This window comes from Rhizobium sp. BK289 (genome assembly GCF_014193575.1).
GTDB classification, from domain to species: Bacteria; Pseudomonadota; Alphaproteobacteria; order Rhizobiales; family Rhizobiaceae; genus Rhizobium; species Rhizobium tropici_C.
Map to the genome: position 1 here is coordinate 1 of NZ_JACHZO010000026.1, position 18163 is coordinate 18163.

Annotated in this window: 20 protein-coding genes and 2 pseudogenes; 15 read left to right on the top strand and 7 right to left on the bottom strand. The window is 59.5% G+C overall.

The features are described 5' to 3' along the window. The 6 genes from FHT84_RS30005 to FHT84_RS30030 form a co-directional block, all read right to left on the bottom strand. Window positions 1-122 (bottom strand): ACT domain-containing protein (locus FHT84_RS30005; RefSeq protein ID WP_245430235.1); only part of this gene is annotated, 122 nt, incomplete at its 3' end. A gap of 65 nt (window positions 123-187) precedes the next feature. Beyond that, entirely contained in the window at window positions 188-1414 is a 1227-nt protein-coding gene (locus FHT84_RS30010) for an FAD-dependent oxidoreductase (RefSeq protein WP_112340122.1), read from the bottom strand. A gap of 52 nt (window positions 1415-1466) precedes the next feature. Next, window positions 1467-1784 carry a MocE family 2Fe-2S type ferredoxin gene (locus FHT84_RS30015; RefSeq protein WP_112340190.1) on the bottom strand — a complete coding sequence of 106 codons (318 nt, stop codon included), beginning with the start codon at window positions 1782-1784 and terminating at the stop codon, window positions 1467-1469. 10 nt (window positions 1785-1794) lie between these two features. Next, complete coding sequence (locus FHT84_RS30020) at window positions 1795-2808, bottom strand: sterol desaturase family protein (RefSeq protein ID WP_112340123.1); 1014 nt, start codon at window positions 2806-2808, stop codon at window positions 1795-1797. Between the two features lie 11 nt (window positions 2809-2819). Further along, window positions 2820-3611: a 3-methyl-2-oxobutanoate hydroxymethyltransferase gene (locus tag FHT84_RS30025; RefSeq protein ID WP_183765723.1), complete on the bottom strand. Its 792-nt coding sequence runs from the start codon at window positions 3609-3611 to the stop codon at window positions 2820-2822. Window positions 3612-3698: 87 nt separating this feature from the next. Next, window positions 3699-4703 carry a LacI family DNA-binding transcriptional regulator gene (locus FHT84_RS30030; RefSeq protein ID WP_112340125.1) on the bottom strand — a complete coding sequence of 335 codons (1005 nt, stop codon included), beginning with the start codon at window positions 4701-4703 and terminating at the stop codon, window positions 3699-3701. Window positions 4704-5049: 346 nt separating this feature from the next. Here FHT84_RS30030 and FHT84_RS30035 point away from each other — a divergent pair. Both FHT84_RS30035 and FHT84_RS30040 read left to right on the top strand, forming a co-directional pair. Beyond that, a pseudogene (locus FHT84_RS30035) lies at window positions 5050-5676 on the top strand (IS6 family transposase). 309 nt (window positions 5677-5985) lie between these two features. Then, window positions 5986-6231 (top strand): CopG family ribbon-helix-helix protein, encoded by a 246-nt coding sequence (locus FHT84_RS30040; RefSeq protein ID WP_112340126.1) that lies wholly within the window; start codon window positions 5986-5988, stop codon window positions 6229-6231. Here the strand turns inward: FHT84_RS30040 and FHT84_RS31795 are convergent. Beyond that, window positions 6222-6434, bottom strand: a complete 213-nt coding sequence (locus FHT84_RS31795) for a hypothetical protein (RefSeq protein WP_183765720.1) — start codon at window positions 6432-6434, stop codon at window positions 6222-6224. The two genes, FHT84_RS30040 and FHT84_RS31795, sit on opposite strands and share 10 nt — an antisense overlap. A 119-nt stretch (window positions 6435-6553) precedes the next feature. On the opposite strand from FHT84_RS31795, the gene FHT84_RS30050 reads away from it, so the two are divergent. The 13 genes and pseudogenes from FHT84_RS30050 to FHT84_RS31800 all read left to right on the top strand — a co-directional run. Then, entirely contained in the window at window positions 6554-7249 is a 696-nt protein-coding gene (locus FHT84_RS30050) for a GntR family transcriptional regulator (RefSeq protein WP_112340127.1), read from the top strand. Between the two features lie 53 nt (window positions 7250-7302). Beyond that, window positions 7303-8214 carry an agmatinase gene (locus tag FHT84_RS30055; protein WP_112340128.1) on the top strand — a complete coding sequence of 304 codons (912 nt, stop codon included), beginning with the start codon at window positions 7303-7305 and terminating at the stop codon, window positions 8212-8214. A gap of 341 nt (window positions 8215-8555) precedes the next feature. After that, window positions 8556-9158 (top strand): amino acid synthesis family protein, encoded by a 603-nt coding sequence (locus FHT84_RS30060; RefSeq protein ID WP_112340129.1) that lies wholly within the window; start codon window positions 8556-8558, stop codon window positions 9156-9158. 16 nt (window positions 9159-9174) lie between these two features. After that, complete coding sequence (locus tag FHT84_RS30065; RefSeq protein WP_112340130.1) at window positions 9175-10020, top strand: alpha/beta hydrolase; 846 nt, start codon at window positions 9175-9177, stop codon at window positions 10018-10020. Next, a complete protein-coding gene (locus FHT84_RS30070; RefSeq protein WP_112340131.1) occupies window positions 10017-10952 on the top strand; it encodes a flavin reductase family protein in 936 nt (311 codons plus the stop codon). The genes FHT84_RS30065 and FHT84_RS30070 overlap by 4 nt, the downstream gene beginning before the upstream one ends. After that, window positions 10949-11989, top strand: coding sequence for an LLM class flavin-dependent oxidoreductase (locus FHT84_RS30075; protein WP_112340132.1), 1041 nt, complete (start codon window positions 10949-10951; stop codon window positions 11987-11989). The genes FHT84_RS30070 and FHT84_RS30075 overlap by 4 nt, the downstream gene beginning before the upstream one ends. A gap of 5 nt (window positions 11990-11994) precedes the next feature. Further along, window positions 11995-13458, top strand: coding sequence for an aldehyde dehydrogenase (locus FHT84_RS30080; RefSeq protein ID WP_183765717.1), 1464 nt, complete (start codon window positions 11995-11997; stop codon window positions 13456-13458). A 5-nt stretch (window positions 13459-13463) separates the two neighbouring features. Then, a complete protein-coding gene (locus FHT84_RS30085) occupies window positions 13464-13778 on the top strand; it encodes an NIPSNAP family protein (protein ID WP_112340134.1) in 315 nt (104 codons plus the stop codon). Window positions 13779-13833: 55 nt separating this feature from the next. Next, complete coding sequence (locus FHT84_RS30090) at window positions 13834-14844, top strand: ABC transporter substrate-binding protein (protein ID WP_112340135.1); 1011 nt, start codon at window positions 13834-13836, stop codon at window positions 14842-14844. 113 nt (window positions 14845-14957) lie between these two features. Further along, a complete protein-coding gene (locus FHT84_RS30095; protein ID WP_112340136.1) occupies window positions 14958-15830 on the top strand; it encodes an ABC transporter permease in 873 nt (290 codons plus the stop codon). 1 nt (window position 15831) lies between these two features. Continuing rightward, window positions 15832-16632 (top strand): ABC transporter permease, encoded by an 801-nt coding sequence (locus tag FHT84_RS30100; protein WP_112340137.1) that lies wholly within the window; start codon window positions 15832-15834, stop codon window positions 16630-16632. Beyond that, window positions 16629-17708: an ABC transporter ATP-binding protein gene (locus FHT84_RS30105; RefSeq protein ID WP_183765714.1), complete on the top strand. Its 1080-nt coding sequence runs from the start codon at window positions 16629-16631 to the stop codon at window positions 17706-17708. Before FHT84_RS30100 ends, FHT84_RS30105 begins: the two co-directional genes overlap by 4 nt. An 11-nt stretch (window positions 17709-17719) precedes the next feature. Continuing rightward, a pseudogene (locus FHT84_RS31800) lies at window positions 17720-17941 on the top strand (aldehyde dehydrogenase family protein); the annotation flags it as partial. Window positions 17942-18163: the final 222 nt, after the last annotated feature.

Below are 18163 nucleotides of genomic sequence, written 5' to 3' on the forward strand. Positions count from 1 at the left end.
TCGAGATCGTCGAACTGGCTGGAATCGACGATGTTGCAGCCCTGCTCGGCCAGATAGTTCGAGATCGCCGCAACGATCCCACGCGTCGATTGGCAGGATACTGTGAGCACATGGGTGGTCATGACAATCCTCTGTCGAACCGCCATCGAGCGGTCTATTCGAGTTGATATTGACAAGATGAGGGAGATCAGGCGGCGAGCAGTTGTTTCAGCTTGATCTCCGGTGCGGCAAGCGCTGCCGGATCGGGATGGCGTCCAGCGGCGATCATCATCTCGGCGAGCCGGATATCGCGAGCGATCGCGTTGCCCGGTCCGATGCCGCTCGCGGCAAGCAAGCGGCCATCGGCGCCAAGATGGAAGAGGATGAATGCCTCAGTCGACAGATCACGTCGAACCGCCGTTACAGCCCCCTCGGCAAGCCCCGCGATCTGCAGCGTCAGGTCGTACTGGTCCGACCAGAACCACGGCACAGCGGCGCTGGTTTCTTGTGCGCCCATCATGTTGGCGGCGGCAAGCGCGCCCTGCTCATGCGCATTGCGCCAGGACTCTAGCCGGATACGCCGACCACCGTAGTGGCCGATCGGAAAGGAGCAACAGTCCCCGGCCGCGAAGATATCGGGATCGCTTGTTTGCATATGCTGATCGACCGCGATACCGTTGTCGATGACAAGGCCGGCTGCATCGGCGAGCGCCACATTCGGAATCGAGCCGATACCGAGGACCAAAAGGTTGGCCGCAATCACCCGGCCTCCTTCCAACGAGATGCGCACGTCACTCGGTCGTTCATCGATCGCGGCTATTTTGATACCCAAGAGAAGGTCCACGCCCGCGTCGCGATGGCGCTTGCAGACCACCTCGGCGATTTCGGCTGGGACGCCGCGGGTAAGAACGCGCGGTAGGCTTTCGAGAAGCGTGACGCTAGCGCCCAGTTTTCGGGCGCTAGCAGCAAGCTCCAAGCCGATGAAACCGCCGCCGATGATCGCGATATGGTTGCCTTCGGCCATGTGCGGGCGGATGGCGGAGGCATCGCCATAGCTGCGCAGGACGCGGATGCGGCCGTTCGAACACGGCATCCCTGGTAGTTCTCGCGCACTGGCGCCAGTTGCCAGAAGAAGCTTGTCGTACGGACGTCGGGAGCCGTTCGAAAGCGCTACATTTCTTCCGTTCCGGTCGATTGCGGTCACCGATACGCCGGTGACTATGCGGATGCGCTCCGCCTCGAAGCGAGCGGCATCGGCAACGAAAGTCGGCTGGGCACCCGCGACGATGGCATCTTTAGAGAGTGGTGGCCGCTCATAGGGCAAGAGCGGTTCGGTACCGACAAGTGTGACAGTGCCGTCGAAACCCCGTTCACGCAGCGCAAAGGCTGCGCGTGCGCCGCACTCCCCGGCGCCTACGATGACAAAAGAGGACATGACCAAGCCTCGCGTGAGAGAGAGAAAGTAAAACGTGTTCCGACCGGATGCCTCAGCCCGGCAGTTCGACCAGCACCGTTCCATCCTCGATGCGCGCGGCGTATACGTTGAGGTTCTTGCATACTGGCAGGCGCTTGGCCTCGCCTGTGCGGTAGTCGAAAATGCCGGAATGCTTGGGGCATTCGATCTCGTAGTCCATGACGAGTCCATCGGCGAGGTGAATAGCCTCATGAGTGCACAGCCCATCGGTGCAGAAGACCTCGTCGTCCGGGGAGCGATAGAGCGCATAGGTTCGGCCGGAGTGGTCGAAGCGGCGCGCTCCTTCCTGTTCGATATCGTCGAGGCGGCAGGCGGGAATCCAGCTAGTCATGATGTCCTCGTTACTTTGCGGCGCTTGCCGCATTGGCGCGGGCCTTACGCTTTTCATATCGTGCTTGCATCCGCGCATCGCTTTCCTTGGTCCCGTCGTGCCAGGTACCGAACCACTTGTCGAAAGGTACAAGGCCGTCGCCGTAGTTCACCTCGAAAAACTTGTGATGCAGGTAATGGGTATAGGCATGGCTGTCGATCGCTGCCTCCGCGCCCAGTTCGATCTTGTCGAAACCAAGATGGCCGACGACTGCCCCGAAGCCGGAATAGTGCAACTGATAGATCGCAAGAATGGGATTCGATGGAATGACAAGGTGGATCAGCGCGGAGGAAAAATAGAGCAGTTGCTCCACCGGGTGCATCGACAGCGATGACCAGGGCGACGGATTGACCGAGTTGTGGTGGACGGAATGGATCCAGCGATAAAGCGGGCCCCAGTGAATCAGCCGATGAATCGCGAAGAAATGCGCCTCATGGAAAATCGGCATGACAAGCGCGATTCCGAACAGGTACCAAGGCTTCGCGGCGAAGGACACCCATGGCACGAGCCCGTTGGCGAAGGCATAGAGGATACCGACCTCCAGTGCCGTCCAGATTGGAAGAGCCGTGCCGAAGGTCCGGATGATGCCGTCGGCATTCTGGCTATCGAAGAGGAAGGCCGGGTTCTTGCTGTCGCCGGGAAACTTGCCATTGTACTTGAAGCGGTTTTCCTGGGTGCGAAGGATATACAGGCGCAGTTCAAAGGCACCGTAAAACAGGAAAACGGCAACGCAGTTGACGAGAAAGAGCCGCAGGATCCACGCAATGTGGAAGGTTTTCAGGACCTCCGCTTCCGGCACGATGAAATGCCAATAGGCAACAGCGGAGGCGGCGAAGAGCACGTTCCACGGTAAGAAATAGTGTGGCAGCCATTTCAGGAAGGCCACCGGCTTCGGAGGAAGGGTGAAGACGGGGGCGGTCTCAATCCGTCCGTCGGGAGCCCAATCGCCCCGTTTGTTACGTTTGCCAAAGCTGAGGTCATCCATCGGGGTCTCCGTCAGATTGATTGGGCGAGAGTGGAGAAGCGTTCGAAGGCGGTGTCATCCATGTCCACCTGATGCTTCGTTTCGGGGTAGGCGCCGCTGGCGACATCGGCAGCAAAGGCGCGGAAAGCTTCAACGCGTTTCCTCTGCAACTCGGCCGTGAGGGCGACGAAATCGGCGTATCGTTTGGCATGACGGGGATAGTGGTCCGCATGCGTGCCAAGCACGTCCGACGAGAAGAGATATTGCGTGTCGCAGGCCGAACCGCAGCCCATCCCCATGGTGATCATCGGTGTGTTGCGGGTGATATAGTCGGCCAGGCGCACTGGCACCACTTCGACCTCGATCGCTGCGGCGCCTGCATTCTCGAGATCTTTCACGGCGCGTAGCACACGCAGCGCTTCCTCCGGTGTACTGCCGATCGCTCGGAAATTTGTCCATGTGGCGCGGTTTGGCACGAGCCCGACATGACCGGTAACCGGTATGCCTTCCCGCGCCATCGCCTCGATGAAATAGGGAGAATGCGAACAATAGACGGAGTCTGCACCACGCTTCAACATCTGAAAACCGAGACGGATTGCTTCTTCCTGCGATGAAACGGCACCGTGAGGCATGCCCACCGACAAGAAGGCGAACGGCACGGCCGAGCGAATGGTTTCGAGATGGTGATCCGGTTCGCAGGACAGGATGGTGATCCCGCACTCCACCGCTGCGGCGGCTTCCTCAGCGTTGTCAACATGCAGCTGAAGCCACTTGCGCGAGCCTTTTTGGCTCTGCAGATCATGGACCGTGATGCGTCTTGTCATCAGATCTCCCCTCGATTTATGGGGCGATCATAGGATGGAGGTGGAACATCCGCCGCTAGTTTTCTGATCAAATCAGATCAAGCGGTATCAGAGATTTTCCCGAGTGATTGTAACGAACCGGATCGGATCGTTGGCGACGGGCTCGCTGACAAGGCCGAGGCGGGCGAGCATCAGATCAAGCGCGCGGCGCGCCTGAGCCTCTGGCGCCTGGTCCAGGACCACGGACATGACACCTTCGCGTAAGGCGGTTGCACTTCGCTCGGTAAGTTCATGGCCGACGAAGAAGATGTCCCGGCCGCGTGGGTGCTTGCGCAGGACCGATGCGAGCGAGGAATTGGCGCCCCCCGCATTGTAGAAGCCCACTAGGTCCGGCCACACGTTGAGCGCCTCTACCAGCATTTCTGCGCTGCGGACGGCCTCGTCCTGCCCAAAAAGAACAGCGACAAATTCCATTCCGTCGCGCGGGCGCTCCGCGAAATAGTCGGAGAAACCGCGAATGCGATCGCGGTGAACCTGGTATATCTGGCTGTGACAGAGCGCGACGACCGTACCGTCGTGCGGCTGCATTCTTGAGATAAATAGGCCAGCGCTTCGCCCGGCGGCGTAGTTGTCGATCCCGACATAGTTAGCCTCGACGTTTTCTGCCCGCGTGACGATCTGGATGACCGGAACGCCTTCAGCCTCGACCGAACGAAGCGCGGCGCGGACCTCCGATTGGTCCGGTGCAGCGACAATTAGGCCGGCACGTTTTTCCTTAGGTCTTGCGATCCAATCCGCAATCATGAGTGAATCTTGCTCATCCAGGAAGGTACGATGCACCGCAATCGTTGAATCGAGCAAAGCGGCACCTCGCCCGAAGGCCTGCGCGAGCCGGGAGTAGAACGTCGTCTCAGGTCGCATGAGAAGGACATCGATACGCACGATACCGCGATGGAGATCCGGCAGCCGCTTCGGATAGTCGAGTGCACGTGCAGCGGCGGTGACCTTCTCCACAAGGGCGGGACGCACTCCTCCGCGCCCGTTCAGCACCCGCTCGACCGTTGCCGTTCCGACACCCGCGAGGCGCGCGATATTCTGGAATGTTGGCTTCATTTTTTTATTCCACCTCAGCGGCCACCTGGCGGATTGATCCAGGATAACGGACGAGTGATATAGCAAAGCGAGGTAACGATCTCGTGCTTTAACACTTTTCTATTCTGACATGGTCACGGGAGATGCGGCACTGGTCAAGCGGGACGTCTCGAAAGGCGGTAATGGCGGTGCTCTTCTTTCTTCGGCGTTTGCCGAGCTATAAACGAGAGTGGATCACATTGCACTTATCCGTCTGATACTGCCCGGCTCGTTGAAGCCGGTGCATCAGGTGCCGAGGCGCAATGAAGTTTCCAAGCCTCTTCCGCGGTTGAAGGGGTTTCGCTTTCCGCGTGAGATTGCTGAACATATGGGGTGGGACGATCACCGGTTTTTTGCTGAGCATGGCGGATGTAGAAGACCTGCTTGCCGAACGCGGTGTGATCGTCAGCTGGAAAACTGTTTGTGTATAGATTAATCGCATTGGCCGCCACTTTGTCACCCGCATTCGCAGGGACAGCCGCAAGCCCGATGGCAAGTGGCGTATATATGAGGCCGTGATTGCGATCGGCGGACAGAAGTTCTGGCTCTGAGGAGCGATCAATGCTGACGGCGATGTGCTCGACATCTTGGTTCAGCGGCGCCGCACCACCAAGGCAGACGAGCGCCTCTTCTCCAGACTGGTCAGGCAATTTTGCGAGCCGCGCATCGTCGTGACAGATAAGCTTGGCAGCTACGCCAAGCCTGTGTAGATCTTGGCGGCGGACGCCGATCATCAGGCGCATAACGGTCTGAACAACAGAATTGAAAACTTACACCGGTCGACCCGAAACGCGACAACATCATGGGGTGGTTCAAATCGCCTCGTCAGGCGCAACGCTTCCTGTCGGCCCTTGACCAAATCAATGCGATCTTCAGCCCTCACCGCTACGATCTCACCTCCATTGCATACCCGCCATGCACTGGGATCGACGCATTTAGCCTGTGGGCCGAATAAATCGCTGAAAATGGGGGCGCAAAATACTCGCCCCGTGGTGACAAGCGACCCAGCCTCAAACAACTTCGTAATGTCGACTGTTGGTTCCATAAACTGGATTACGCTCCAAACAACGCACCGTAATCAACAGATCGGGTTTTCAATCGCTCAGCGCATTAAGCGCGCGGATCGCTGGTTCAAAACCCTTCAAGACCAATCAAAGCCATTTGCGTTTTTTTGTGTAAGCCCTCTCGGGCGCTTTGATGTGAGTTCATGCTGAACCTTGACGGTTCACAGATAATCTTACTGAGCTAAGAAAGGGTGGGTGTTATGGCCGCATTCAACGTGCGTGTTTCAGACAAGACGGCTAGTAAACACGACCAGATCGCGGAGACGCTTGATCGCTCGCGCTCTGATATGGCAGCCCAGCAAATCGAGGATTATGTTGCTCGTGAAGAGTGGCAAATTGCTGAAGTCGAAGCCGGATTGGCTGAAGCCAAGCGAGGCGAATTCGTGACCGATGAAGAAATGACGAAAGTTATCCGAAAATACACCAGGTCTGCTCATCAATCATGAGCGAAAAGCATATTTGCTGCACGAGGAGAGCGCTGCGACCGCTTGTTGAGATTGGCGCATACATCCAGAAAGATAATCCGGATGCCGCTGCGCGCATATTGCCGGATGTTTGCCTCCACTGCTTCGTCGACCACGTGATAATGGCCGGAGAACAGCGATATCTCGTAATCGGTGTCGACCATAAGAAGGTGCTGAAGGAGCATTTAGGCATTCACGAACAAGCGTTGCTCTGACTGTCGGGCGCTCTGCTGCATTGACTTCATTGCGGGAATGGATGATTTTGGTACGCCATATTATGGTATCCGAAGCCGAGGGTTGGAAAATGAATGACGATGGGCTTAGCACTGCAATTCGCGTGGAACGTCCGGCCAAGACGCTGCGTGAACTTGCGCTCGACAAGGTACGAGAAGCGATCGTCAATGGTTATTTCCGGCCGGGAGATCGGCTGGTGGAGCGCGATCTCTGTGCCCAGCTCGGTGTCAGCCGCACCATCGTTCGCGAGGTTCTGCGCCATCTCGAATCCGAAGGCCTTGTCGCCAATCTCCCGAACAAGGGGCCGATCGTCGCCCAGCTCAATCACGACGAAGCCAAACAGATCTACGAGATCCGCGCAGCACTGGAAGGGATGGCGGCGCGGCTTTGCGCCGAGCAAAACAATCCCGCGATCGCCGATGCCCTGGACAAGTCGCTCGAAGACATAAGGCAGAGCTATCGCGGCAAGGACATGGCCGGCGTGCTTGCTCACACATCCTCTTTCTATCAGACGCTGTTCAGCAGCGTCGACCGCCACGTGGCATGGGGCGTCGTCAATCTACTGACGGTGCGCATCAATCATCTGCGTTCCATGACGATCAAGACCAGGGATCGTGACGTTCAGGGGCCAGCACAGATGGCGCGCATCGTCGATGCTATCCGGCGCGGTGACGGCGAAGGCGCCTATCGGGCGGCGATGGAACATGTCGCAAGCGCCAGTGCCATCGCCCAGGCCGTGCTTTCCGATCGCCAACCGGCCGACTGATCTTCGTGCCACTACCCGTGTTCCGGGAAAAACATCGTCGAGGCTGATGCGAAATGACCAACTCTCTTTCCTTTCTCGGCCTTCCAGATCGTTTGGATGAGGGGCGCATACCGCGCGCGGTCATCTTCGCTGCCGGTCACGGCAGCACCTATGCCGGCAAGGATAGCAGCGGCCATGCGCTGGCGGCCGGCACCATCCGTGCTGCAAGCCAGGCGGACGCGGCGCTGATCGATCACTGGGATTTCGATCTTGGCGGCCCGCTGTTCGATGGCAGACCGCCCAGTTGCATCGATGCGGGCGACATCGAAACCACCATGCATGACAATGCCGGAAACCGAGCCCGGATCGAGGCTAAGACGCGCGAGGTGCTGGCATTGCAGGCCGTGCCGATCCTGCTCGGCGGCGACTGTTCCGTCACCATGCCGTTTATCGCAGGCTTTGCCGATCACGGACCGGTCTGGGTCCTGCAGATCGATGCCCATGTCGACTGGCGCGATGAATTGCATGGCGAGCGTTACGGCTATTCGAGCCCGATGCGGCGGGCAAGCGAAATGCCGCATGTCGCCGGGATGGTGCAAGTTGGCCTTCGCAGTGTCGGAAGTGCCCGGCCCGAAGAGATCGAAGCCGCGCAGCGTTACGGTAGCCGTTTCGTGACCGCCCGCGAGATCCATGCTGAGGGAGTGGCCGCGGCTCTCCGGCATATTCCGGAGGGAGCGCGTGTTGTCGTCACCCTGGATTGTGACAGCATCGATCCCAGCATCATGCCGGGAGTTGCGGCGCGGACACCCGGCGGCCTCATCTATACCGAGGTCATCGACCTGATTGCCGGCCTTGGCAGGCGGGCAAGGATCGCCGGCTTCGATTTGGTGGAGTTTTATCCTCCCGCCGACATCGATGGCCTGTCGGCCGTGACCGCCGCGCGTGTTCTCGTCAACGCGATCGGCGCCATCGTGCGGCAGGTTTGAACCCGATCGGTTTCCCCGAAGCCTGGCTCAAAACGTACCGCACCGTCGGCGGTATTCGACCTCATCAAATTGTCGTTTGGCCGTCGACGCGGAGTGACTCATTTTCGCGTTCGAGGTGATGGTAGACCATAATAACTAATACAAAAGCGGACCATGGGTAACTGGTGATGTGTAATGAACAGGCAGCGCCTGCGCAAGCGCTGTTCTGAGTGTCGCCAAGCCATTGTTATATATGATTTAATTTTGAAATCGACACGACTTTCGGGTTCGTTCGTTCAAAGCCGCTTGACAGCAATGTATTATGGCATACCATCATATGTAATTTTAGATGAGAGCGAGCCATGAACCTTCAGATCCGAAAAACCGTCCTGCAGATCGAAACGACGCTTGTTGAAGGGGGCAGGGCGGCGGCCACGCCGTTGAAGCTCTTCTCGGCATGCGCGATCGTCAAAAACCCTTGGGCTGGTCGCGGCTTCGTCGCGGATCTGAAGCCCGAGATTCATGCCGCGGCACCCGTTCTCGGCGAACTGCTCACCACGATGATCATCGATGCGGTCGGATCGGGCGAGGCCGTCGAAGCTTATGGCAAATCCGCCGTCGTCGGTCTCGACGGCGAGATCGAGCATGCATCCGCGCTGATCCACACTCTTCGCTTCGGCAATCATTATCGCCATGCCGTCGGCGCCAAATCCTATCTCGCCTTCTGCAACACGCGCGGACCGGCCAATGCGCCGATCATGATCCCGCTCATGGACAAGAATGATGAAGGTCGCCGCTCGCATTACCTGACAATCCAGACGTCGATACCCGATGCACCGGCCGCCGACGAAATCGTCATTGCGCTTGGTGCCTCGATCGGTGGTCGGCCGCATCATCGCATCGGCGATCGCTATCAGGATCTTAAGGATCTGGGACAGGACGTCTCCAATCCGGCCGGCGTTTAAGAGATCGGGCATCTGGATGCCGGCGATGGAAACGATGGATCAGAACAAGGCCGATCTTCTGAATGTGGGAGGTTTGCCTCGCAAGCACACGGCGCGCGGCACAGCCTATCATGAAGTCGGCAAAGGCGAGCCGCTGGTGCTGATCCATGGTGTCGGCATGCGGCTTGAAGCCTGGACGCCACAGATCGAGGCTTTTTCCAGAAGCCATCGCGTCATCGCCGTCGATATGCCGGGTCATGGGGAAAGCGTTGGTTTGCCTCCGGGCAGCAAGCTGGAAGCCTTTGTCGCCTGGTTCGGCGGCTTTCTCGATGAGATGGCGTTCAGTGAGGTCAATATCGCCGGCCATTCGATGGGCGCGCTCGTTGCCGGAGGGGCGGCCGCAAGCTTCGGAGAGCGGATCAAGAGGGTCGCCTATCTCAATGGCGTCTATCGGCGCGATCCCGAGGCCAAGGCGGCCGTGCTCGCACGCGCAGCCGCGATACCGATTTCAGGTGTCGACAAGGAAGGCCCGCTGCTGCGTTGGTTCGGCGATGATGCTCGAAGTGGAATCGCGCGGGAACTCACGCGGAACTGGTTGAGCCTTGTCGATCCGAAAGCCTATGCCACGGCCTATGCGGCTTTCGCCGGTGGCGATGAGACCTATGCCGATCGCTGGCCGGATGTCGGGGCGCCGGCCTTGTTCCTGACGGGATCCGACGATCCGAACTCGACGCCGCGGATGGCGGAGGAGATGGCCGCGGCGGCACCCAAAGGCTGGGCACGGATCGTCGAAGGGCACCGCCATATGGTGAACCTGACCGCGCCAGATATCGTCAATGAGCTGCTTGCCGAGTGGCTTTCATGCGGGGAGGACGCAAGATGACGGCACAAGATTTCGATCCAAGGGCGCTGCGCGACGCCTTCGGCGCGTTTCCGACGGGCGTGACGGTCGTCACCGCGCGCGATCAGGCTGGTCTGCCGATCGGCTTTACGGCGAATTCCTTCACGTCGGTATCGCTTGAGCCGCCCCTTCTTCTTGTTTGCCTCGCCAAGACCTCGCGTAATTTTGCGGCCATGACGAGCGCGAAGCACTTTGCCATCAATGTGCTCTCGGAGACGCAGAAGGCCGTCTCCAACACCTTTGCCCGACCCGTTGAAAACCGGTTCGCCGCCGTCGAGTGGACTTCCGGGGCGTATGGCTGTCCGATCCTCGCCGATGTCGCCGCCTGGTTCGAATGTGCCATGAGCGAAGTGATCGAAGCAGGCGATCACGTTGTCCTGATGGGACGTATCGTCTCGTTCGACAATAGCGGCCGCAATGGGCTGGGCTATGCCCGTGGCGGCTATTTCACGCCGATCCTGGCGAGCAAGGCGGTCTCCGCTGCGGCGGAGGGCAATATCGAGCTGGGTGCCGTTCTCGAGCGCGACGGTGAGATCCTGCTGCTCGGGGACGATGTTCTGGCTCTTCCGAATTGCGAGGGCAGGGAGGGCAGCCCCGCCGATATTCTCGGTCAGTATTTACAGACGCTGACCGGCCTTACCGTGACCGTTGGCTTTCTCTATTCCGTCTATGAAGGCAGGAGCGATGGCAAGCATCACATCGTCTATCGGGCCTTTGCTTCACAAGGTGAGCCGCGCAAGGGCCGGTTCCTCAAGCCGGATGCGCTCAAGACTGCGCATTTCAAGACCAGCTCCACGGCCGATATCGTCTCCCGATTCGCGCTGGAAAGCCAGATCGGCAATTTCGGGGTCTATTTTGGCGACGAGACCTCCGGCATGGTGCGACCGGTTTCCGGAAAGGCGGTGCGGGCATGAAATTTTCTCTCTTCGTTCACATGGAGCGCCTCGACGCGAGCCAGACGCATAAGAGCCTCTATGAGGAGTTCGTCGCGCTCTGCGAGATCGCCGACAAGGGCGGCATGCACGCGATCTGGACGGGCGAGCATCACGGGATGGATTTTACCATCGCACCCAATCCGTTCGTGACGATCGCCGATCTGGCGCGGCGGACATCGCGGGCAAGGCTCGGAACAGGAACGGTGATCGCGCCTTTCTGGCACCCGATCAAGCTTGCCGGCGAAGCCGCCATGGCCGACATCATCTGTGACGGCAGGCTCGATATCGGCATTGCCCGTGGCGCCTATTCCTTCGAATATGAACGGTTGCTGCCTGGTCTCGACGCCTGGGGTGCCGGCCAGCGCATGCGCGAGCTGATCCCAGCCGTTAGAGGTATCTGGCAGGGGGATTACGCCCATGAGGGCGAGTTCTTCAAATTCCCGTCGACCACCTCGGCGCCAAAGCCGCTGCAGGAGCCCAATCCGCCGATCTGGGTTGCCGCGCGCGACCCGAATTCGCATGAATTCGCCGTCGCCAATGGCTGCAATGTCCAGGTGACGCCGCTCTGGCAGGGTGACGATGAAGTCGAGGCGCTGATGGGGCGGTTCAACGACGCCTGCGCCAAGAACCCGGACATCGAGCGACCGAAGATCATGCTCCTCCGCCACACCTATGTCGGCTCGTCCGAGGATGACATCGCGCGGGCCGCCCATGAGCTCAGCGTCTATTACAACTACTTCTTCGCCTGGTTCAAGAACGAGAAGCCGGTCCATCAGGGCCTGATCGAACGCATTCCGGAACAGGATATTCGTGCCAATGCCATGTTGTCGGATGCGGTCATGCGCAGCAACAATGTCGTTGGCGATGCCCAAACCGTGATTGCCCGACTGAAGGCCTATCAGGCGATGGGCTACGACGAATATTCCTTCTGGATCGACACCGGCATGTCGTTCGAGCGTAAGAAGGCATCGCTCGAACGCTTCATCGCCGAGGTCATGCCGGCATTTCAGGAGTGAACGCCATGCAGCGCTTCCAGTATTACATCGACGGCGAATTTCTGGATGGAGAAGCCCGCTTCCAGAGTATCGATCCCGCGACCGGCGACGTCTGGGCAGAAATGCCAGAAGCGCGGGAGGCCGATGTCGACCGCGCCGTCGATGCCGCCGAGAAGGCGCTTTACGCAGCCCCCTGGGCAAAGATGACGGCGACGCAGCGTGGCAAGCTTCTCTACAGGCTTTCGGACCTCGTCGCGGCCAATGCGCAGAAACTTGCCGAACTGGAGACACGAGACACCGGCAAGATCATCCGCGAGACCTCGGCGCAGATCGCCTATGTCGCCGACTATTATCGCTACTATGCCGGTATTGCCGACAAGATCGAGGGCTCCTATCTGCCGATCGACAAACCGGACATGGATGTCTGGCTGCGCCGCGAGCCGGTCGGCGTCGTCGCCATGGTCGTGCCCTGGAATAGCCAGCTTTTTCTCTCGGCGGTGAAGATCGGCCCGGCGCTCGCCGCCGGCTGCACGATGGTCGTCAAGGCGTCGGAGGATGGCCCTGCGCCCTCGCTGGAATTCGCGCGCCTGGTCCACGAAGCCGGCTTTCCGGCCGGCGTCGTCAACATCATCACCGGCTTCGGACCTTCCTGCGGTGCGGCACTTGGGCGGCACCCCAAGGTCGCGCATATCGCCTTTACCGGCGGGCCGGAGACCGCGCGCCACGTCATCCGTAACTCGGCCGAAAACCTTGCCTCGACATCGTTGGAGCTCGGGGGAAAATCGCCCTTCATCGTCTTTGCCGATGCCGATCTCGAAAGTGCCGCCAATGCGCAGGTTGCCGGCATTTTCGCAGCAACGGGCCAAAGCTGCGTTGCCGGCTCGCGGCTGATCGTCGAGGCCAGCGTCAAGGAGGCATTTCTGTCGATCCTCAAGCGCAAGGCCGAAGCAATCCGCATCGGCTCACCGCTTGACATGGCAACCGAGGTCGGTCCGCTCGCCACCAGGAGACAACAGGATCATGTGGCCGCGCTCGTCGAGACATCCATCAGGAGCGGTGCTCGGCTCATCACCGGCGGGCAAAAGCCCGACGGCGTGGGTTACTATTTCCCGCCGACGATCCTGGATTGCGATGGTGTCAACTCGCCGTCATTGGCCGAGGAATTCTTCGGGCCGGTTCTGTCGGTTGTTTCGTTCGAGACCGAGGCGGAAGCGCTGAGGCTTGCAAACGACACCCGCTACGGCCTGGCATCCGGTGTCTTCACCCAGAACCTCACGCGTGCCCATCGCCTGATGAAGGGCATCCGCGCCGGTGTCGTCTGGGTCAACACCTACCGCGCGGTATCGCCGATCGCGCCGTTCGGCGGCTTCGGCCTTTCCGGTCATGGTAGGGAAGGCGGTCTTGCGGCCGCGCTCGACTACACGCGCACCAAGACCATCTGGCTGCGGACGTCCGATGACCCGATCCCCGATCCCTTCGTCATGAGGTGAAGCCGATGTTTTACGAGATCCGCACCTACAGGCTGAAGAACGGCATGATCCCGCAATATCTGAAGGCCGTCGAAGAGGAAGGGATTGCTATCCAGAAGGCGCATCTCGGCAATCTTGTCGGTTATTTCCATTCGGAAATCGGGGTGCTCAACGAGATCGTGCACATCTGGGCCTATTCAAGCCTCGACGATCGCGAGGCGCGGCGCAGGCAGCTGGCGGCGGACCCCGAATGGCAGGCTTTCCTGCCAAAGATCCGCGACCTGATCGAACAAGCGGAAAACAAGATTATGAAGCCCACCGGTTTCTCCCCATTGGAATGAACGGGCAGGCGCGTAAGGCATGCCTCTAAGAACTTAAAAACAAGGACAAGGGAACATGAAAGCAAGAATTGCACTCGCGGCCTTTGCCGCAATGATAGCAGCATCCATGCCCGCCAAGGCCGAGACAATGGTCTTTACGAGCTGGGGAGGAACGACGCAGGATGCACAGAAGGTCGCCTGGGCCAACCAGTTCACGGCAAAGACCAACATCGGCGTCATGCAGGACGGCCCGACTGATTATGGCAAGCTGAAAGCGATGGTCGAAGCCGGCCAGGTCAGCTGGGACGTCGTCGACGTCGAGGGTGATTATGCCGCGCAAGCCGGCAAGGCGGGTCTGCTTGAAAAGCTCGACTTTTCCGTCATCGACAAGTCCAAGCTCGATCCGCGTTTCGTCAGCGACTACTCCGTCGGTAGCTTCTATTATTCCTTTGTCATCGGCTGCAACGCCGATGCGGTCAGCGCCTGCCCGAAGACCTGGGCTGATCTCTTTGACACGAAGAAATTCCCCGGCAAGCGGACCTTCTACAAATGGTCCGCGCCGGGCGTCATCGAAGCGGCGCTCTTGGCCGATGGCGTTCCCGCCGACAAGCTTTATCCGCTCGATCTCGATCGTGCCTTCAAGAAGCTCGATACGATCAAATCCGATATTGTCTGGTGGTCGAGCGGCGCGCAATCGCAGCAGCTGCTGGCGTCGGCCGAAGCGCCTTTCGGCAGTCTCTGGAATGGCCGCATGACCGCGCTTGCCAATAGCGGCGTCAAGACGGAGACCTCCTGGAGCCAGAACATCACGGCAGCGGATTCCCTTGTCATCCCGAAGGGTGCGCCGAATCTCGAAACGGCGATGAAGTTCATCGCGCTCGCGACCTCGGCACAGTCGCAGGCCGATCTGGCCAAGGCCACCGGATATGCGCCGACCAACCTCGGTGCGGCGAAACTCATGGACCCTGAGATAGCCAAGACATTGCCCGACCAGCAGACCGCCAGTCAGGTCAATGCCGACATGAATTACTGGGCCGCGAACCGGGATGCCATCGGCAAGAAGTGGTACGCCTGGCAGGCGCAGTAAGCGGCGGAGATGATCAGACCACCGCGGAAAATCTCCGCGGTGGGGCAATGCGAGGTCCAGGCCCGCGAGTAGTGATCGCTGCTCATTGGCGCCCATGATGGGAAAGGATTGCTATGTCGACATACATAGACGTTGCGGACGAGGTCGCACCGGCGCGCAAGGCGGCAAGGCCTACCGGATTTGCCCAGGTGGCGCCGGCTCTCGCTTTCGTCGCGATCTTTTTCATCTTTCCGGTCATCGCGCTGCTTTTGCGCAGCGTGATGGAGCCGGCATTCGGCTTTGGCAATTACTCGGAATTGCTGGGCTCCGAGACCTATCTGAAGATCTTCGGAAATACATTCATCGTATCGGGTGTCGTGACCGTCTTGTCGCTGCTGATCGGTTTTCCTGTCGCATGGACGCTGGCGATCATGCCGTCCCGCTGGTCTTCCGTCGTCTTTGCGATCCTGCTGTTGTCGATGTGGACCAACCTGCTGGCGCGAACGTATGCCTGGATGGTGCTTTTGCAGCGCACGGGATTGATCAACAAGATGCTCGTCGGCATGGGCCTGATCGACAAGCCGCTTGCCCTCGTCAACAACCTGACCGGTGTGACGATCGGCATGACCTATATTATGCTGCCCTTCATCATCCTGCCGCTCCACGGCGTCATCAGGAAGATCGATCCGGCCGTGCTACAGGCGGCGGCACTCTGTGGCGCCAGCCGTCTGCAGTGCCTCACTCGCATTCTGATACCGCTTGCCGCTCCCGGCATGATGGCGGGGGCCTTGATGGTGTTCGTCATGTCGCTCGGCTACTACGTCACGCCGTCGCTGCTTGGCGGCACCGCGAACATGATGCTCGCCGAACTCATCGCTCAGTTCGTGCAATCACTCGTCAATTGGGGCATGGGCGGCGCGGCGGCCTTCGTCCTGCTCGTCGTCACTTTGACGCTCTATGCCGTCCAGCTGCGGCTCTTCGGCGTTCAGAGCACGGGAGGACGCTGAGATGCTGCTGAATTTCGATCGTCTCGGCTGGTGGAAATATGTGCTGCTTGCCATCACCGTCCTGACCGCGGCCTTTCTTCTTCTTCCGATCCTGTTCATTGCAGCCTTGTCGTTCGGTTCATCGCAATGGCTGATCTTTCCGCCGCCGGGCTGGACCTGGCGCTGGTACGCAGAACTGCTTTCCGATCCGCAATGGCTGGCTTCCGCCTGGACGAGCTTCAAGAGCGCTTCGATCGTCACCGTGCTTTCGGTGCTGCTCGGCCTTGTGACATCCTTCGGCCTGGTGCGCGGGAAGTTCATGTTTCGCGATGCGCTGAAGGCACTGTTCCTGACGCCGATGATCCTTCCCGTCGTCGTCTTCGCCGTCGCTCTCTACGCCTTCTTCCTGCGAATTGGGCTGGGCGGCACCTTGGTCGGCTTCGTGTTGTCCCATCTTGTTCTGGCGCTCCCCTTTTCCATCCTCTCGATCGCTGGCGCGCTCGAAGGCTTTGACAAGTCGATCGAGGATGCCGCCGTGCTTTGCGGCGCGTCTCCGCTGGAGGCGAAGATCAGGGTCACGCTGCCCGCCATCAGCCATGGATTGTTCTCGGCTGCTGTCTTCTCGTTCCTGACGTCCTGGGATGAGGTGGTCGTGGCGATCTTCATGGCGAGCCCTACGCTGCAGACGCTGCCCGTCAAAGTCTGGGCTACGCTCCGGCAGGACCTGACGCCAGTGGTTGCTGCCGCCTCCACGCTTCTCATCCTATTGACGGTCATGTTGATGACGCTGGCCGCGACCGTGCGCAAGGTTCTAAAAAAATGAGCGAATCCTTCCTGAAGATCAAAGGCATCCGCAAGGAATATGGTCCCGTCGTCGCAGTTCACGATGTCAATCTCGAGGTCAAGCGCGGCGAGTTCCTGACCTTTCTCGGCCCCTCCGGCTCGGGCAAGAGCACGACGCTTTATATCCTCGCCGGTTTCGAGAGCCCAACCGAGGGCGATATCTTGCTGAACGGCGAGACGCTGCTGTCGACGCCATCGCACAAGCGGAATATCGGCATGGTGTTCCAGCGCTATACGCTATTTCCGCATTTGACTGTCGGAGAGAATATCGCCTTTCCGCTAAAGGTTCGCCGCAAATCCAAGGCAGAGGTCGACAGCCGGGTCAGGGAAATGCTCCGCCTTGTCCGGCTCGAAGGCTTCGAGGATCGCAAGCCCGCGCAGATGTCGGGCGGCCAGCAGCAGCGCGTCGCTCTTGCAAGGGCACTCGCTTACGATCCGCCGGTGCTTTTGATGGACGAGCCGCTCTCGGCGCTCGACAAGAAATTGCGTGAGGAAATCCAGCACGAGATCAGGCGCATCCATCAGCAGACAGAGGTGACGGTCCTCTATGTAACCCACGATCAGGAGGAGGCGCTGCGCCTGTCCGATCGCATCGCCGTCTTCTCCAAGGGCGTCATCGATCAGATCGGCACCGGCCCGGAACTTTACGCCAATCCGCGCACGCGTTTTGTCGCGGAATTCATCGGCGATAGCGATTTCATCTCCTGCGTCCTGTTGTCGTCGGGCAATGGTCAGGCGACGATCTCGCTCGGTGGCCAAGCTGTGTTCGAGCATATTCCCGTGCATGGCCGCGCGGCTTCCGGCAGCAAGGCGGCGCTGATGCTGCGGCCTGAGCGCATTCGGCTGGGACACGGCAATAGTGAGGGCAAAGGCCTTAGCGCCACCGTCAGTGACATCACCTTCCTCGGCAACAACGTGCATGTGGCAACGCAGACGGCGACCGGCGAAGCCCTGTCGGTGCGCCTGCCGTTTGGGCATGAGGCGATTTCGCAGTTGAGCCGCGGCGACAGCGTTCATCTCGAATTCGATCCCGGTGCTGCTCACGTGTTCTGCTGAAAAGTCGTTATATGAAGCTCGCTGATCCCTCGCTTTTCCGCCAGTCATGCCCGGTCTCCGATCTCGGCGCCGCGGAGACGGAGGAGGCGATCAGATCGGCCGACATCGCGAAGAAGCTTCAGGCGAGCAAGACGGCCGGGGAACGGGCGCCCATTCTCAAGGCATCGCACTGCCTGATGATCGAAAATCGCGACGATCTGGCGACGACCCCGACGCTGGAGCAGGGAAACCCTTGGCCTCGGCCAAAGTGGGATCGAAGAGACTGGCCTCAGGAAGCCTTAGCTGCCCTAAATCGGCTGAAGGAAATCGAACCTAACGGTGACATACGAAATCGGATCGAAGACTTATTAGCGAAAAAAGAGTTTCAATAAACTGCAGAAAATTTCAGCTAGATCAAGCCTTTGGCTTGCTGACGAAGCTCGCATAGAGGGAGTTTTCTTGATACCAAGGTCGCG

What these genes read in the sequence shown, in the direction of transcription:
- FHT84_RS30100 (WP_112340137.1), top strand. Translation starts at nt 15,832, where the DNA reads ATGCTGCTGAATTTCGATCGTCTCGGCTGGTGGAAATATGTGCTGCTT.
- FHT84_RS30010 (WP_112340122.1), bottom strand. Translation starts at nt 1,414, where the DNA reads ATGTCCTCTTTTGTCATCGTAGGCGCCGGGGAGTGCGGCGCACGCGCA.
- FHT84_RS30095 (WP_112340136.1), top strand. Translation starts at nt 14,958, where the DNA reads ATGTCGACATACATAGACGTTGCGGACGAGGTCGCACCGGCGCGCAAG.
- FHT84_RS30015 (WP_112340190.1), bottom strand. Translation starts at nt 1,784, where the DNA reads ATGACTAGCTGGATTCCCGCCTGCCGCCTCGACGATATCGAACAGGAA.
- FHT84_RS30065 (WP_112340130.1), top strand. Translation starts at nt 9,175, where the DNA reads ATGCCGGCGATGGAAACGATGGATCAGAACAAGGCCGATCTTCTGAAT.
- FHT84_RS30040 (WP_112340126.1), top strand. Translation starts at nt 5,986, where the DNA reads ATGGCCGCATTCAACGTGCGTGTTTCAGACAAGACGGCTAGTAAACAC.
- FHT84_RS30070 (WP_112340131.1), top strand. Translation starts at nt 10,017, where the DNA reads ATGACGGCACAAGATTTCGATCCAAGGGCGCTGCGCGACGCCTTCGGC.
- FHT84_RS30050 (WP_112340127.1), top strand. Translation starts at nt 6,554, where the DNA reads ATGAATGACGATGGGCTTAGCACTGCAATTCGCGTGGAACGTCCGGCC.
- FHT84_RS30030 (WP_112340125.1), bottom strand. Translation starts at nt 4,703, where the DNA reads ATGAAGCCAACATTCCAGAATATCGCGCGCCTCGCGGGTGTCGGAACG.
- FHT84_RS30025 (WP_183765723.1), bottom strand. Translation starts at nt 3,611, where the DNA reads ATGACAAGACGCATCACGGTCCATGATCTGCAGAGCCAAAAAGGCTCG.
- FHT84_RS30105 (WP_183765714.1), top strand. Translation starts at nt 16,629, where the DNA reads ATGAGCGAATCCTTCCTGAAGATCAAAGGCATCCGCAAGGAATATGGT.
- FHT84_RS30075 (WP_112340132.1), top strand. Translation starts at nt 10,949, where the DNA reads ATGAAATTTTCTCTCTTCGTTCACATGGAGCGCCTCGACGCGAGCCAG.
- FHT84_RS30055 (WP_112340128.1), top strand. Translation starts at nt 7,303, where the DNA reads ATGACCAACTCTCTTTCCTTTCTCGGCCTTCCAGATCGTTTGGATGAG.
- FHT84_RS30080 (WP_183765717.1), top strand. Translation starts at nt 11,995, where the DNA reads ATGCAGCGCTTCCAGTATTACATCGACGGCGAATTTCTGGATGGAGAA.
- FHT84_RS30060 (WP_112340129.1), top strand. Translation starts at nt 8,556, where the DNA reads ATGAACCTTCAGATCCGAAAAACCGTCCTGCAGATCGAAACGACGCTT.
- FHT84_RS31795 (WP_183765720.1), bottom strand. Translation starts at nt 6,434, where the DNA reads ATGCTCCTTCAGCACCTTCTTATGGTCGACACCGATTACGAGATATCG.
- FHT84_RS30085 (WP_112340134.1), top strand. Translation starts at nt 13,464, where the DNA reads ATGTTTTACGAGATCCGCACCTACAGGCTGAAGAACGGCATGATCCCG.
- FHT84_RS30090 (WP_112340135.1), top strand. Translation starts at nt 13,834, where the DNA reads ATGAAAGCAAGAATTGCACTCGCGGCCTTTGCCGCAATGATAGCAGCA.
- FHT84_RS30020 (WP_112340123.1), bottom strand. Translation starts at nt 2,808, where the DNA reads ATGGATGACCTCAGCTTTGGCAAACGTAACAAACGGGGCGATTGGGCT.